Source organism: Paenibacillus sp. sgz302191 (assembly GCF_057749925.1).
Genome location: NZ_JBYLHY010000031.1, coordinates 1 through 15,873 on the forward strand (window position 1 = coordinate 1; position 15,873 = coordinate 15,873).

Annotated in this window: 15 protein-coding genes and 1 riboswitch; of the genes, 14 read left to right on the forward strand and 1 reads right to left on the reverse strand. The window is 56.2% G+C overall.

Annotation, left to right across the window (positions count from 1 at the left end; genetic code table 11):
• Positions 1-209 precede the first annotated feature (209 nt).
• The 14 genes from AC3G2T_RS31335 to AC3G2T_RS31400 all read left to right on the forward strand — a co-directional run bounded on the left by AC3G2T_RS31335 (position 210) and on the right by AC3G2T_RS31400 (position 15,387).
• Complete coding sequence (locus tag AC3G2T_RS31335) at positions 210-608, forward strand: hypothetical protein (RefSeq protein WP_488437959.1); 399 nt, start codon at positions 210-212, stop codon at positions 606-608.
• A 460-nt stretch (positions 609-1,068) separates the two neighbouring features.
• Positions 1,069-1,170: riboswitch (purine riboswitch) on the forward strand.
• A 128-nt stretch (positions 1,171-1,298) separates the two neighbouring features.
• A complete protein-coding gene (gene purE / locus AC3G2T_RS31340; RefSeq protein WP_488437960.1) occupies positions 1,299-1,784 on the forward strand; it encodes a 5-(carboxyamino)imidazole ribonucleotide mutase in 486 nt (161 codons plus the stop codon).
• Entirely contained in the window at positions 1,781-2,950 is a 1,170-nt protein-coding gene (gene purK / locus AC3G2T_RS31345; RefSeq protein WP_488437961.1) for a 5-(carboxyamino)imidazole ribonucleotide synthase, read from the forward strand. The genes purE and purK overlap by 4 nt, the downstream gene beginning before the upstream one ends.
• A 27-nt stretch (positions 2,951-2,977) precedes the next feature.
• A complete protein-coding gene (gene purB, locus AC3G2T_RS31350; protein WP_488437962.1) occupies positions 2,978-4,273 on the forward strand; it encodes an adenylosuccinate lyase in 1,296 nt (431 codons plus the stop codon).
• A 20-nt stretch (positions 4,274-4,293) separates the two neighbouring features.
• The gene (locus tag AC3G2T_RS31355) at positions 4,294-5,184 is read left to right on the forward strand and encodes a phosphoribosylaminoimidazolesuccinocarboxamide synthase (RefSeq protein ID WP_474684612.1); all 891 of its coding nucleotides are present in this window, start codon (positions 4,294-4,296) and stop codon (positions 5,182-5,184) included.
• 91 nt (positions 5,185-5,275) lie between these two features.
• A complete protein-coding gene (gene purS / locus AC3G2T_RS31360) occupies positions 5,276-5,515 on the forward strand; it encodes a phosphoribosylformylglycinamidine synthase subunit PurS (protein WP_188177107.1) in 240 nt (79 codons plus the stop codon).
• A gap of 22 nt (positions 5,516-5,537) precedes the next feature.
• Positions 5,538-6,233 (forward strand): phosphoribosylformylglycinamidine synthase subunit PurQ, encoded by a 696-nt coding sequence (gene purQ / locus AC3G2T_RS31365; RefSeq protein WP_488437963.1) that lies wholly within the window; start codon positions 5,538-5,540, stop codon positions 6,231-6,233.
• Positions 6,211-8,454, forward strand: coding sequence for a phosphoribosylformylglycinamidine synthase subunit PurL (gene purL, locus AC3G2T_RS31370; RefSeq protein WP_488437964.1), 2,244 nt, complete (start codon positions 6,211-6,213; stop codon positions 8,452-8,454). The genes purQ and purL overlap by 23 nt, the downstream gene beginning before the upstream one ends.
• Positions 8,439-10,010, forward strand: a complete 1,572-nt coding sequence (gene purF / locus AC3G2T_RS31375; RefSeq protein ID WP_488437965.1) for an amidophosphoribosyltransferase — start codon at positions 8,439-8,441, stop codon at positions 10,008-10,010. Before purL ends, purF begins: the two co-directional genes overlap by 16 nt.
• Positions 10,011-10,119: 109 nt before the next feature.
• A complete protein-coding gene (purM, locus tag AC3G2T_RS31380; RefSeq protein WP_474684608.1) occupies positions 10,120-11,160 on the forward strand; it encodes a phosphoribosylformylglycinamidine cyclo-ligase in 1,041 nt (346 codons plus the stop codon).
• Positions 11,160-11,771 carry a phosphoribosylglycinamide formyltransferase gene (purN, locus tag AC3G2T_RS31385; protein ID WP_488437966.1) on the forward strand — a complete coding sequence of 204 codons (612 nt, stop codon included), beginning with the start codon at positions 11,160-11,162 and terminating at the stop codon, positions 11,769-11,771. The genes purM and purN overlap by 1 nt, the downstream gene beginning before the upstream one ends.
• Positions 11,772-11,865: 94 nt before the next feature.
• A complete protein-coding gene (gene purH, locus AC3G2T_RS31390; RefSeq protein WP_474684606.1) occupies positions 11,866-13,413 on the forward strand; it encodes a bifunctional phosphoribosylaminoimidazolecarboxamide formyltransferase/IMP cyclohydrolase in 1,548 nt (515 codons plus the stop codon).
• An 80-nt stretch (positions 13,414-13,493) separates the two neighbouring features.
• The gene (gene purD / locus AC3G2T_RS31395; protein ID WP_474684605.1) at positions 13,494-14,765 is read left to right on the forward strand and encodes a phosphoribosylamine--glycine ligase; all 1,272 of its coding nucleotides are present in this window, start codon (positions 13,494-13,496) and stop codon (positions 14,763-14,765) included.
• Positions 14,766-14,886: 121 nt separating this feature from the next.
• Positions 14,887-15,387 carry a ferritin-like domain-containing protein gene (locus AC3G2T_RS31400; protein WP_488437967.1) on the forward strand — a complete coding sequence of 167 codons (501 nt, stop codon included), beginning with the start codon at positions 14,887-14,889 and terminating at the stop codon, positions 15,385-15,387.
• Here AC3G2T_RS31400 and AC3G2T_RS31405 read toward each other — a convergent pair.
• A complete protein-coding gene (locus tag AC3G2T_RS31405; RefSeq protein WP_488437968.1) occupies positions 15,374-15,871 on the reverse strand; it encodes a CBO0543 family protein in 498 nt (165 codons plus the stop codon). The two genes, AC3G2T_RS31400 and AC3G2T_RS31405, sit on opposite strands and share 14 nt — an antisense overlap.
• Positions 15,872-15,873 lie beyond the last annotated feature (2 nt).

Below are 15,873 nucleotides of genomic sequence, written 5' to 3' on the forward strand. Positions count from 1 at the left end.
ACCTCTCCAAGAAAGCAGGATGAGGTACAGACCTCATTCAAACCCTCATTTCCCCCCCTGAAATACTTTTTTTCCAAATGATTCGTTATGCTTTCGTAAACAAACAGGGGTTTCTCAACAGCCTGAATTGTGCAGGCTTTTTGCCGCGAACATGGGCTCGGGTTCATTTTCATCGAAAATTCCTGCACAATTGCAGGCTTTTCGTCAAAATGAACCCTTTTTACGGAAAAAACCTGCGCTTTTGCAGGTTTTCACGCTGCAAGCTACTTTACAGGAATGCCATGGCACGGGATGGCAGGGCAGGCACCACGGCAAGACAAGGCAGGGCATGCGGCCGAAGCCAGCCCGGCGGAAACCCGCCCGGCCGAAACCCGCCCGCCAGAGCCGGTCGCATCATCTGCCTGGTTGCGCGAAAAAAACCTGCAAAAGTACAGTTTTTGCTCGATGGATACGCCGGCCACGACAAATTCCTGCAATTGTGCAGGCTTTTTGCCGCGAACATGGTCTCAGGTTCATTTTCATCGAAAATTCCTGCACAATTGCAGGCTTTTCGCCAAAATGCCCCCTTTTTACAGAAAAAACCTGCGCATTTGCAGGTTTTCACGTGACAAGCTACTTTACAGGCAACTGCACCCACTCCGGTCCACTTTTTCTCACGTTTCCAAGAGTCTGGCCGACAAGTTTATTTACACGATAGAGGAATCGCCCCCTGTCTGATCGGTGTGCATACAAGATTGTATCGGGGGATATGCGGCATGGTATAATGCAGTAGAACATGGGGGAGTGATCGCCTTCGGGCTGCGCGAATTATTTGCCAAAATATGTTGATGAGTTCGAGCGGTCGCTAGTCGGGTGATCGTTTTGTTTTTTTGTTGGTAATAATCCCAGTATTCCCCCTTTTTCTTAATGGAACTGACGAATGATTTCATTCCGCCTTCATTTTTTTATACATCGCCGCCAAAACGCGAACTTTTTAAAAGCAAGTGCGGGAAAATGTTCGTTTTTTGAAATTGACATGACACGTTAGTTGGTAGTAAACTAGGTAAGCGGGAAACAAGTTCCCCACTAATTGAAGATGTCGAATCGACTCGTATAATGTCGGGGATAAGGCCTGAAAGTTTCTACCCAAAAACCGTGAATTTTTGGACTACGAGGATGCGAATGCCGGGAACCATAGATAGATGATGGTCTTTTTGCATTCGGTTCTTTTGCTGTCCAGCGTGTAGAATCGTGCATTCTAGCCCTGGGCATTTTTTAGTTTGCTGACAGCCTCTATTATTGAAGAAAGTAGGTTTATCATGACTGTACGTGTTGGTGTCATTATGGGAAGCCAGTCGGATTGGGAAACGATGGAGCACGCATGCGACATGTTGGAGGAGCTCGGAGTGCCTTATGAGAAAAAGGTCGTTTCCGCGCACCGGACGCCGGATCTTATGTTCGAATATGCGGCGTCGGCGGCAGGCCGCGGCATTCAAGTGATTATAGCCGGAGCGGGCGGGGCGGCTCATCTGCCAGGGATGGTAGCAGCCAAAACCGAGCTTCCGGTTATTGGCGTTCCGGTGAAAACGTCCACGCTGAACGGTCTGGACTCGCTGCTGTCCATCGTGCAAATGCCGGGGGGCATCCCCGTTGCTACGGTGGCGATCGGTCATGCCGGCGCGACGAATGCCGGACTGCTCGCGGCGCAAATACTGGGCGCATTCGATCCGCAGCTGCAAGCGAAAATCAAAGCCCGCCGCGAGCGCATCGCGCAGACCGTAATCGAAAGCAGTGACCTGTCATGACACGAGCAGACGGTAAAGTCATTAAACCGGGAGGCGCCATCGGCATTTTGGGCGGCGGCCAGCTCGGCCGCATGCTCTCTCTGGCCGGACGGAACATGGGCTATCGCTTTATTACGCTCGATCCGACGGAGGACGCGCCTTGCGGCCAAGTCGCCGACGAGCAGATTTTGGCCGGTTATGACGATGTGGAGGCGGCGAGAAGGCTGGCCGCGCGGTCGGACGTCATTACGTACGAATTCGAGAACGTCGACGCGCACGTTACCGACATTTTGATGCAAGAAGCTTACGTCCCGCAGGGGAGCAAGCTTTTATATACGACGCAGCACAGGCTGCGCGAAAAAAGAGCGATCGAAGCGGCCGGTGTGCCGGTAGCGCCCTATGCGGAGATTACAAGCGCCGGGCAGCTTCGGGAAGCTGTGGAGCGCTTCGGTACGCCGTGCGTGCTCAAAACGGCGACCGGCGGCTACGACGGCAAAGGCCAGTGGGTGATTCGCTCTCTGGATGAGGTCGGGGAAGCCTACGAAACGCTGAGCCGGGCGAAGACGGAGCTTGTGCTCGAACAATTCATCCATTTTGACAAGGAATTGTCCGTTATTGCAGCGAGAAGCCCCCTCGGGGAAGTGAAAGCTTTTCCTGCGGCGGAAAATATACATGTGGACAATATTCTTCATTTGTCCATCGTGCCGGCGAGAATCACCGCAGAAGTGCAGCGCGAAGCCGAAAAGCTGGCGATGCGCATCGCCGATTCGCTCGGCGTCGTCGGGCTGATCGCGGTAGAGCTGTTCCTGACCAAGGACGGTCAGCTCTATGTGAACGAGCTTGCGCCGCGCCCGCACAATTCCGGGCATTATACAATGGAGGCGTGCCGCACGTCGCAGTTCGAGCAGCATGTCCGCGCGATTTGCAATCTGCCGCTCGGTTCGACGGAGCTGATGACGCCTGTCGTCATGGTCAACGTGCTCGGCGAGCATGTGGAGCCGCTGCTGAGGCGGATTGACGAGCCCGGGTTTCTGGAGGACGGCGAGCTTGGCGTCAGCGCCAAAGTTCATCTGTACGGCAAGCATGAGGCGAAAGAGAAACGCAAGATGGGACACATCAATGTGCTGGCGAAAGACGTCCAAAACGCGCTGTCTTGGATAGAACGCATTGGCATTTGGGGAAAGTAAGTAAATGAGACAAACGGAGGAACGGCAATGATCGATCGTTACAGTCGCCCGGAAATGGCGCGCATTTGGACAGAGGAAAACAAATTCAAAGCATGGCTGGAAGTGGAAATTCTCTCCTGCGAAGCATGGTCGGAGCTGGGAGTGATTCCGAAGGAAGATGTCAAGGTGCTGCGCGAAAACGCGAGCTTCAACATCGACCGCATCTACGAAATCGAGCAGGAAACCCGCCACGACGTGATCGCGTTCACGAGAGCGGTGTCCGAAACGCTCGGACCTGAGCGCAAATGGGTGCACTACGGCCTGACTTCCACCGACGTTGTGGATACGGCGCTGGGCTACTTGCTGCGGCAGGCCAACGAGATTTTGGACAAGGATATCCAGAATTTCATCGGGATTTTGCGGGAAAAAGCGATCCAGTACAAGCATACAGCGATGATGGGCAGAACGCATGGCGTGCATGCGGAGCCGACGACTTTCGGCTTGAAAATGGCGCTCTGGCATGAGGAAATGAAGCGCAACCTGGAGCGTTTCCGCTTTGCTGCGGACGGCGTCCAGTACGGCAAAATCTCCGGCGCGGTCGGCACTTACGCCAATATCGATCCGTTCGTCGAGCAGTACGTGTGCGGCAAGCTGGGCACGAAAGCCGCTCCGATCTCGACGCAAACGCTGCAGCGCGACCGCCACGCCGAATACATGGCGACGCTGGCTCTTGTCGCGACGTCGCTCGATAAATTCGCCACGGAAATCCGCGCTTTGCAAAAGAGCGAGTTCCGCGAGGTGGAAGAGCCTTTTGCCAAAGGTCAAAAGGGCTCCTCGGCGATGCCGCACAAGCGCAATCCGATCGGCTGCGAGAGCATTTCCGGGCTGTCCCGCGTGATCCGCGGACATATGGTTTCCGCTTACGAGAACGTGACGCTCTGGCATGAGCGCGACATTTCGCACTCTTCCGTAGAGCGGATCATTCTGCCGGATGCGACGACTTTGCTCAACTACATGCTGAACCGTCTGGGCAACATCATCAAAAATTTGACCGTGTTCCCTGAAAATATGAAGCGCAACATGCGCAGCACGTACGATGTGCCGTTCTCCGGCCGCGTGATGACGAAGCTGATCGACAAAGGCTTTAGCCGCGAGCAGGCTTACGATACGGTGCAGCCGCGGGCGATGCAGGCTTGGGAAGAGCAGCGCTCGTTCCGCGAAATCGTGGAGAACGCATCGGTTATTACGGAAGCGCTGAGCGCCGAAGAAATCGCCGATTGCTTTGATCCTAGCTGGCATTTGAAGCATGTCGATACGATTTTTGACCGGCTCGGTTTGAAATAAGAAGAAGGGACGTGTTGTTCTTGGCAAGCACAATTTTGGATTCGGCCGCCGGTCTCGTCCTAGCGCCTTTGGTGCACAAAGGCAAAGTTCGCGAGCTGTACGATTTGGGCGAACATTTCCTCATCGTGGTGACGGACCGGATCTCGGCGTTCGATTACATTTTGAAGCCGGGCGTGCCGGACAAAGGCTACGTGCTGAACTCGCTCAGCAAATATTGGTTCGGCATCACAAGCGGGTACATGAACAACCATATCGTGCACACGGACGTGGAGCAATTGCGCGATGTGATTCCCGATGCCGCGGCAAGAGAGCTGCTTAAGGAACGGATTATCGTGGCGAAAAAAGCGGAGCGGATCTCCGTAGAATGCGTCGTTCGCGGATACATTACAGGCAACGGCTGGAGACAGTACGAGAAAACGGGCGAAATCAACGGCCGGAAGCTGCCCGAGGGCTTGCGCAAAAATCAGCGTCTTGAGCATCCGATTTTCACGCCTGCGGCGAAAAACGACGTCGGTCACGACGAGGATATTTCGGTACAGCAAATGTGTGAGTTGATCGGTGAGGATCTGACCTACGAGCTTCAGGAGAAAAGCATTATGCTGTACACGCTGGCACATGCGATATGCGAGCGCAAGGGCATTATTTTGGCGGATACGAAGTTCGAATTCGGTTTTTATGCGGGTGAACTGATTATTATTGATGAAATTTTCACGCCGGATTCGTCGCGCTACTGGGCGGAGGACAATTATGCCCTCGATATCGAGATCGATTCGATGGACAAAGAGCCGGTGCGCACGTATTTGGCGGGCTCGGGCTGGGACAAAAACAGCGAGCCGGACGAGCTTCCGGCCGAAGTTGTGGAAGAGACGTCCCGCAGGTACAAAGAAATTCTTCGCCGTTTGGCGGATTAACGCATACGCAGCAGACCCGATTATTATCATGCTGAGGGTGGCCGGTCAGGGCTAACAGAGGGCAGTCAATTCGAGGAGGAGAGAATAGGAAATGAAAGCAACCGTATATGTAACGATCAAACAGAACGTATTGGACGTTCAAGGAACGGCGGTTCAAGGAGCGCTGCATTCGATGGGTTTTGAAGAGGTGGGCAAAGTCCGCATCGGCAAATATTTGGAGCTGGAGCTGAACACGACGGACAAGGCGGAAGCTGAAGCGAGAGTAAAAGCGATGTGCGAAAAGCTGCTTGCGAATACGGTTATCGAGGACTACCGCTACGAGCTGGCGTAAAACGATGAAGGAGGAGAGCGTCATGAAATTTGCGGTTCTTGTATTTCCGGGATCGAACTGCGATATCGACTGCTACAAAGCAGTTGAAGATACGATCGGGCAGCCGGTCGATTATGTATGGCATACGGCGGACGATCTGTCGGGGTATGACTGCATCCTCGTGCCGGGCGGTTTCTCCTACGGGGACTACCTGCGCTGCGGCGCGATCGCGCAATTTACGAACGTGATGAAAGCCGTGGTGAAGGCTGCGGAAGAAGGCAAATACATTTTGGGCATTTGCAATGGATTCCAAATTTTGACAGAATCGGGACTGCTGCCGGGAGCGCTGCTGCGCAACAACGGCATGAAGTTCCGCTGCCATCAGGCAATGCTGAAGGTGGAAAACAATGCGACTCCGTTCACGCGGGAATATGCCGAAGGCGAGCTGATCGATATTCCGATCGCACACGGCGAAGGCAATTACTACTGTGACGAGGCGACGTTGAAAGAGCTGCAGGAGAACAAGCAGATCGTATTCCGTTACGAAGCGGGCAACAACCCGAACGGATCGATTGACGATATCGCCGGTATTTGCAACAAAGCCGGCAACGTAGTAGGTATGATGCCCCATCCGGAGCGAGCCATTCATGAGCTGCTCGGATCGGCGGACGGCAAGAGAATGTTCACATCGATTCTAAGCACCTGGAGGGAGAAACATGGCGCAGCAGCTATCCGCTAAGGAACCAACGGCCGAGCAAATCGCGGAGCAGAAAATATACAAGCAGATGGGCGTAACCGACGAGGAATACGCACTGATCTGCGGCTTTCTCGGACGCAATCCGAACTATGTCGAGATCGGCGTATTCAGCGTCATGTGGTCGGAGCACTGTTCTTACAAAAACTCCAAGCCCGTGCTTCGCAAATTCCCGGTAACGGGACCGCGCGTCCTGATGGGACCGGGGGAAGGCGCAGGCATCGTAGATATCGGCGACAACCAGGCGGTCGTATTTAAAATCGAAAGCCACAACCACCCATCGGCGATCGAGCCTTATCAAGGCGCGGCGACGGGTGTGGGCGGGATTATCCGCGACATTTTCTCGATGGGCGCACGTCCGGTAGCGCTGATGAATTCATTGCGGTTCGGCAAATTGCAGAACGACCGCGTGAAATATTTGTTCGAGCACGTCGTTTCGGGGATTGCCGGATACGGCAACTGCATCGGTATTCCGACGGTCGGCGGCGAGGTTATGTTCGACGAGAGCTACGAGGGGAACCCGCTCGTCAATGCGATGTGCGTCGGTCTGATCGACCACGATAAAATTCAGCGCGGCGTCGCCAAAGGCGTCGGCAACCCGGTATTTTACGTCGGTCCGGCTACGGGCCGCGACGGCATTCACGGCGCGACGTTCGCGTCCGAGGAGCTGACGGCGGAGTCGGAAGCGAAGCGCCCGGCGGTACAAGTGGGCGATCCGTTCATGGAGAAGCTCGTGCTGGAAGCATGCCTCGAGCTGATCGATTCCGGTATCGTGCTCGGCATTCAGGACATGGGCGCGGCGGGGCTGACATGCTCCAGCGCCGAGATGGCCAGCAAAGCGGGCAACGGCATGGAGCTTTATCTGGACGAAGTGCCGCAGCGCGAAGAGGGCATGACGGCCTACGAAATGATGCTGTCCGAGTCGCAGGAGCGCATGCTGTTCGTCGTTGAGCCGCAGCATGAGGCTCAGGCGAAAGGCATTTTCGAGCGCTGGGGCTTGCACTGCGCGAAAGTCGGCAAGGTGACCGATGACGGTCGCCTGCGTCTGATCCACCACGGCGAGGTCGTGGGGGATATGCCTGTAGGGGCGCTCGTCGACGAGTGCCCGGTGTACAGTAAGCCAAGCAAGGTGCCGGCTTACTACGAGGCGAACGCATCCATCGACACGACCCGTTACCCGGAGGTAACGGAGCTCACGGATGCGCTGAAGGCCGTGCTCGCGTCTCCGACGGTGGCGAGCAAGGAATGGGTGTACAACCAGTATGACTACATGGTTCGTACGGATACGGCGGTGCGCCCGGGTTCGGACGCAGCGGTCGTGACGATTCGCGGCACCCGCAAGGGGCTGGCGATGACGACCGACTGCAACGGGCGCTACGTGTACCTCGATCCGGAAGTAGGCGGACGGATCGCCGTGAGCGAAGCGGCGCGCAACGTCGTCTGCTCCGGCGCGGAGCCGCTGGCGATTACGGACAACCTGAACTTCGGCAGTCCGGATAAGCCCGAGATTTTCTGGCAGCTGGAGAAAGCGACCGACGGCATGGCGGAAGCGTGCCGCGAGCTGAACGCTCCGGTCATCGGCGGCAACGTGTCGCTGTACAACGAGAACGCGAAGGGTGCGATTTACCCGACTCCGGTTATCGGAATGGTCGGTCTTGTGCACGACATCGACCACATCACGACACAAAGCTTCAAAAATGAAGGCGACATCATCATCCTGCTCGGCGAGACGAAAGCGGAGCTCGGCGGCAGCGAATTCCAATATGTCATTCACGGCGTAACCGAAGGCCGTCCTCCGGAGCTTGATCTGGCTGTGGAGAAACGCCTGCAGGAAACCGTATTGAAAGCAATCCAGGAAGGCTTCGTCGCTTCCGCGCACGACCTGTCCGAAGGCGGTCTTGCCGCAGCGCTCGCCGAGAGCTGCATCAGCGGCCGCATCGGCGCGAACGTGACGTTCAAGACCGAGCTTCGTCCGGACTTCGCGCTGTTCAGCGAGAGCCAGTCGCGCATTGTGCTGACGGCATCCCCGGACAAGGCCGATGCCTTGAAACACTGGATCGCTTCGCAAGGCGTGCCTTATCAGGAAATCGGAACAGTAACGGGAACAGAACTGAGCATAGCCGTCAACGACGGCCAGCAAATCCAGTCTCCGGTCAGCGAGCTGGAAAAGGTCTGGAAGGATGCGATCCCATGTCTAATGCAGTGAGTTTCGAAGCCCGAAACCCCGAGCTTTCTGTGGCGGAGACTCAAACCGGGGCCCTGAAGCTTCCTGCTGCCCCTATCGTCCAATTGGGCGAGCGGCAGCACGAGCTTTGGACAGGTGCGTATTTCAACGAAGGTACAGGCGGCCATGGGGGACTGCTCGACAAATTGAATGAAGAATGCGGTGTGTTCGGGGTGTACGGTCACCCTGACGCCGCTTCGCTGTGCTATTACGGGCTTCACGCCCTGCAGCACCGCGGGCAGGAAAGCGCGGGAATCTGCACGGTCGACAAGGAGCAGTTTAACTATTACCGGGGCATGGGACTGGCAAAAGAAGTATTTACGGGCGAGACGCTTTCCCCTCTGACCGGCTCGACGGCGATTGCGCATGTGCGCTACTCGACCGCAGGCGAGAGCAAGCTGGCGAATGCGCAGCCGCTCGTGTTCAAGTACCGCGAGGGTGATTTGGCGATTGCCACGAACGGCAATTTGGACAACGCCAACATCATCAAGCGGGAGCTGGAGCGTCAAGGCTCGATTTTTCAAACGACGAGCGATACGGAAGTTATGGCGCATCTGATCGCCCGCTCGAAGCACGATAACATCGTGGACGCGGTCAAAGACGCCTTGGCGCAAGTCATCGGCGGCTTCGCGTTCCTGATCGTGACCAAGGACAAGCTGATTGCCGCGCTCGATCCGAACGGCCTGCGTCCGTTCATGATCGGCCGGCTCGGCGACGCGTACTTGTTCGCGTCGGAGACGTGCGCGTTCGACGCTGTCGGCGCGACGTATTTCCGCGACGTGCAGCCCGGCGAGCTGATCGTGCTCGACCGCGACGGCTTCCACGAGGAGCGCTTCGCGGAAGGCGGCAAGCGCGCGATCTGCGCGATGGAGTACATTTACTTCGCGCGGCCGGACAGCGACATCGATACGGTCAACATCCACTCCGCGCGCAAGCGGATGGGCAAACGACTGGCGATGGAATCGTTCGTCGACGCCGATGTTGTGACAGGCGTGCCGGATTCGAGCATTTCCGCGGCGATCGGTTTTGCCGAGCAGACGGGCATTCCTTACGAGCTCGGACTGATCAAAAACCGCTATACCGGCCGGACGTTCATCCAGCCGAGCCAGGAACTGCGCGAGCAGGGCGTCAAAATGAAGCTGAGCGCCGTCCGCAAAGTCGTGGAAGGCAAGCGCGTCGTCATGATCGACGACTCGATCGTGCGCGGCACGACTTCCTTGCGGATCGTCAACCTGCTGCGCGAGGCGGGCGCGACGGAAGTGCATGTGCGGATCAGTTCGCCGCCTTTTATGAACCCTTGCTATTACGGCATCGATACGCCGTCACGCAAGGAACTGATCGCGGCCATGAACTCCATTGAGGAGATTCGCAAAGCGATCAATGCGGATTCGCTGCATTTCCTTACGCAAGAGGGGCTGCTCGATTCGATCGGCCAAGGCTCGGCGGGCAAAGAAAGCGGCTATTGCATGGCGTGCTTCAACAACAATTATCCGACGGAAATCGTCGATACAACCAAAGTGGGCTGTGCTTGCGACTAATTGTCCGACTTGGCGGCTTAAAGTTTCGGCGGGACGGCCGGGCAGCGGGAGAGCTGTTCGGACGAGCGTCCGGCCTCCCGATTTTATAAATCAAAGGAGTGGAAACGAAGTGTCGGATGCTTATAAAAAAGCTGGAGTCGATATCGCGGCGGGAAACGAAGCCGTAGAACGGATGAAAAAGCATGTCAAACGGACGTTCCGGCCTGAAGTGATGACCGACCTCGGCGGCTTCGGCGGGCTGTTCAGCCTGAATAAGGACAAATACGAAGAGCCTGTGCTCGTATCCGGTACGGACGGAGTGGGCACGAAGCTGAAAATCGCTTTTGCGATGGATAAGCATGATACGATCGGGATCGACGCGGTGGCTATGTGTGTGAACGATATCGTCGTTCAAGGCGCCGAGCCCTTATTTTTCCTCGATTATCTCGCTTGCGACAAAGTCGTGCCGGAGAAAATCGAAGCGATTGTCAAAGGGATCGCCGACGGCTGCGCGCAGTCCGGCTGTTCGCTGATCGGCGGAGAAACGGCGGAAATGCCCGGCATGTATGCCTCGGGGGAGTATGACATTGCCGGCTTTACCGTAGGAATCGTCGACAAGAAAAAAATCATCGACGGCTCCACCATCCGTCCCGGAGACGTAGTTCTGGGCCTGGCTTCAAGCGGCGTGCACAGCAACGGGTTTTCTCTTGTGCGCAAGCTTTTGCTGGAGGACAAAGGGTACTCGCTCCAAGATCATGTGGAAGAGCTTGGCGATAAGCTCGGCAGCGTGCTTCTTGAGCCTACCAAGCTGTATGTGAAGCCGGTGCTGGCGATGCTTGAGCAAGTGGGCATCAAGGGCATGGCGCACATTACTGGGGGCGGCTTCATCGAAAATATTCCGCGCGTTCTGCCGGAAGGCGTGAATGTACAGATCGAATACGGCTCCTGGCCGATTCTGCCGATTTTCCAGCTTATGCAGCGTGAGGGCGGCATCAGCAACAACGACATGTTCCGCACGTTCAACATGGGCATCGGCATGGTCGTTATCGTGAGCGCGGACGATGCGGAGAAAGCCGTTCAGGCTGCCGAATCGCAGGGCGAGAAGGCTTACCGTCTCGGCGTCGTTACCGAAGGAAGCCGCGTCGTGACGTTCCAAGGAGCTGAAGTGTAATGCAGCCATACCGTATTGCGGTATTCGCTTCCGGCAGCGGTTCGAATTTTGCGGCAATCGTAGATCAGGTGCAAAAGGGGAAGCTTGATGTCAGCATCGAGCTTCTTGTCTGTGACCGCCCGCAGGCGTTTGTCGTAGAGCGCGCCGAGGAAGCGAAGGTGCCTGTGCTTGCATTCCGTCCCAAAGAATACGATAGCCGCGAGGCGTACGAGACTATGATTTTGCAGGAGCTTCAGGCACGGCAGGTGGATTTGATCGTGCTTGCGGGCTACATGCGCATCCTGACGAATGTGCTGGTCATTCCTTATTACGGCCGCATGATCAACATTCATCCTTCGCTGCTGCCGTCGTTCCCGGGCGTGAACGCGATTCAGCAGGCTATTGATTACGGGGTGAAGCAGACGGGCGTGACTGTGCATTTTGTGGACGGAGGGCTGGATTCCGGCCCGATCATCGCCCAGCGCAGCGTGGAAATTCATGAGCATGAGACGGCGGAGTCTTTGACGGAGCGGATTCATGCAGCCGAGCATGTGCTGCTGCCGCAGGTGATCCGCTGGCTTCGCGAGGGCCGGGTGGCCATCGACGGGCGCAAAGTGACGGTACGGAAGTAGCGGACTGCCCAGCGGTGGTTGCGGCAGTGTTGGCGGGGAGCCGAACGGAGAGAAATGGAATTTTTCAAATCAACAAATACTGGGAGGAAGCAAAGTGGCTATCAAAAGAGCACTGATCAGCGTGTCGGACAAAACCGGAATCGTGGAATTTGCCGGCGAGCTGGCGAAGCTGGGTGTGGAAATTATTTCCACAGGCGGCACGCAAAGCTTGTTGAAGGACAAAGGGGTGCCGGTTATCGGCATTTCGGAAGTTACAGGGTTCCCGGAAATTATGGACGGCCGCGTGAAAACGCTGCATCCGGCCGTACACAGCGGCCTGCTCGCCGTTCGCGACAACGAAGAGCATCGGGAGAGCATGAAGCAGCTCGGACTGGATTACATCGATTTGGTTGTCGTGAATCTGTATCCTTTTGCGCAGACGATTGCGAAGCCCGACGTGACTTACGAGGATGCGATCGAAAATATCGATATCGGCGGGCCTACGATGCTCCGCTCGGCAGCCAAAAACCATGCGTTCGTAACGGTTGTCGTGGACGCGGCCGATTACGCGGGTGTGCTGGAGGAAGTGCGCGCCGGCGGCGATACGACGCTGGATACCCGCAAACGTCTGGCGGCAAAGGTGTTCCGCCACACCGGCTCTTACGATGCCCTTATCTCCGATTACTTGTCCAAACAGGTAGGAGAGCCTTATCCGGAGCGTTACACCGTTACTTATGAAAAAGTACAGGAGCTCCGTTACGGAGAAAACCCTCACCAGAAGGCGGCTTTTTACCGTAAGCCCAATGCGGCTGCGGGCAATATTACGACGGCGGAGCAATTGCACGGCAAAGAGCTGTCGTACAACAATATCAACGACGCCAACAGCGCCCTGCTGATCGTCAAAGAGTTCAGCGAGCCTGCGGTGGTGGCCGTCAAGCATATGAACCCTTGCGGCGTAGGGATCGGAGCGAACGTGCTCGAAGCTTACCAAAAAGCGTACGCAGCGGACCCGACGTCGATCTTCGGCGGCATCGTAGCGGCGAACCGCACGATTGACGAAGCGACTGCCCTGCTGCTGCACGAAATTTTCCTGGAAATCGTCATTGCTCCGGATTTTGCGCCGGAAGCGCTGGACATTCTTTCCAAAAAGAAAAACATCCGCCTGCTGAAAGTAAGCGGTTTGGATAAAGCAGGCGCGCGTGTGCCTGAGCCTGTCATTACAACGGTAGAAGGCGGCATGCTGGTGCAGGATATCGATGCTTACCAGTTGACCGAGGCCGATCTGACCGTCGTTACGGACCGCAAGCCGACCGAAGCCGAGCTGAAGCAGCTCTTGTTCGGCTGGAAAGTCGTCAAGCACGTGAAGTCCAACGCGATCGTGCTTGCAGCGGACGACATGACCGTCGGCGTCGGCGCCGGACAGATGAACCGCGTAGGCTCGGCGAAAATCGCCATCGAGCAGGCGGGCGACAAAGCCAAGGGCGCCGTCATGGCGTCGGATGCGTTTTTCCCGAAAGGCGACACGCTGGAATTGGCGGCCAAAGCGGGCATTACCGCCGTCATTCATCCCGGCGGCTCGATCAATGACGCGGAATCGATCCGCGTTGCCAATGAGAACGGAATCGCCATGGTAACGACCGGCGTGCGTCATTTTAAACACTAATTCCCGCAGGAATGCTTGCGGTTTGGCCCACCGGGGGCAGACCGCGAGCATTCGCGGTTTTTTCGAGAGGGGTACGAACGATGCGTATTTTGGTTATCGGCCGGGGCGGCCGCGAACACGCGATTGTCTGGGCTTTGAGCAAAAGCCCGAAAGTGAGTAAACTGTTCTGCGCACCGGGCAACGGCGGGATTGCCGCATTGGCCGAATGCGTGCCGATTACGGAGCTGCAGTTCGAGGAGATCAGCGCATTCGCCAAGGCGCAGCAAATCGACCTCGTGATGGTCGCGCCTGACGATCCGCTTGCGGCGGGGCTCGTCGACCATCTGGAAGAGAAAGGCATCGCGGCGTTCGGGCCGCGGGCCAACGCTGCGATTATCGAAGGCAGCAAGGTGTTCACGAAGGACTTGCTTAAGAAGTACAATATCCCGACCGCGGCTTACGAGTCGTTCGACGCTTTCGAGCCTGCGCTCGCCTACCTGCGCACGCAATCGGCGCCTATCGTGATCAAGGCCGACGGCCTCGCGGCAGGCAAAGGCGTGACGGTAGCCCGCACGATGGAGGAGGCGGAAGCTGCGCTACGCGACATCATGGTCGATCAGGTGTTCGGCGCATCCGGCGCCAGCGTGGTGATCGAGGAGTTTTTGACCGGCCAGGAGATGTCGCTGCTTGCTTTTGTGGACGGCTCGGTCGTTCGCCCGATGGTGCCTTCGCAGGACCATAAGCCGGTGTTCGATAACGACCAGGGCCCGAATACAGGGGGCATGGGTACGTATTCGCCGCTGCCGCACATTCCGCAGGAGATCGTGCAGGAGGCTATCGACAACATCGTGCAGCCGACGGCGGATGCGATGGTGAAGGAAGGCAGGCCGTTCAAAGGCGTGCTGTACGCGGGCTTGATCCTTACGCCGCAGGGCGTGAAGACGATCGAGTTCAACGCGCGCTTCGGCGATCCGGAGACGCAGGTCATTTTGCCGCGGCTGAAGACGGATTTGCTCGATATTTTCCTGGCGATCAATAACGGAACGTTGGCCGAGCAGCCGATCGAGTGGAGCGACGAAGCGGCCGTATGCGTGATCGTGGCATCGGAAGGATACCCTGCCGCGTATCCGAAAGGGCTGCCGATCAGCGGCCTGGATCAAGTGCAGGACTCTATCGTTTTCCACGCGGGCACGGCTTTGAAAGACGGACAAGTCGTCACGAACGGCGGACGCGTGCTGGGCATTACGGGCCTCGGCAAAGATATCGCGGAAGCCCGCCAAAAAGCATACGCAGACGCGGACCGCATTCATTTCGACGGCAAGCATTACCGGACGGACATCGCCATGAAGGCGCTGAACGCACTGAAATCATAAGCATAACGTCAAACAGTCTTTTGCGCATTGCGGCAAAGGGCTGTTTTTTCATGCCGAGGAACCAATTTGGATTAGGCGAATATTCTGTTGTAAAAATGTTCGTTCAAAGGAGTTATTCGGGATGTATTATGCATACAGAGCGCCGGCTTATACACCGTATCAAGGTTATCTGGAATATTTTACGCGCAACGAAGAAATGGTTCTTAAGCTGATTCGCGAAGCCGTTGCGGGAGAACGAAACGACGAGCTTTTTTATGATACGCTCATCCGCATGGCTCCGACGCAGCAAGAAAAAGCGGTTATAGCCGGCATCCGGGACGATGAAAGAAAGCATAGACGGATGTTCAGAAGCATCTATGCTCAGCTTACGGGAACGGTTCCTCCGGGGGGAGAAGAAACGGAGCCGGCCGAACACGTGACCAATTATGTTGAAGGGCTTGAAAAGGCGCTGCTTGGGGAATTGAAAGCTTTTGAAAAGTATCGCACGATTTACTTGAACATTCGCTCGGAATTTCGCGATGCGATATTTGAAATTATGACCGATGAGATCAAGCATGCCGGTTATTATAACTGGTTGTATGCCAAAAACAAATCACGGGCCGGGACGATCAAGGGGGACTGATTTTGAAATACCACATCAGGATGACGATGATTATAACGGACAGCAAATACGTCAGCAGCGGTCTTGTATGGTGCAAGCGCAGCATGGGGAACATCACGATGTCGAACAGGACGGAATACCAGTAGTTCCAGCCATGCTCATACCAAATTTCGCCGAGAATTTGCAAGATCCATTCGGCGGCCGCATAGATGGCGATCCATTTGGCGATGTAGATGACTTGTTGGATCGGCCCGGCGGGATAGTTCGACAAGTAAATGAGAGCGCTTAGCGGCATCGTGACGGCTGCGTACACGGTCACGGTCCACAACTCACTTAACTGGAAATCGGGGTGAAAAGCCCAGAGCGTACAGTTCGTGGTTAAATATTCATACAGCAGTCCGCCCGCCAAAATATACAGCATTGTCGAATGGTACTGCTTCCACTGCTTGTAGTCGCCGTAGCGCCAGGCGCCCAAAACAGTGAGCAGGGCTATTGCAAAATGCATGC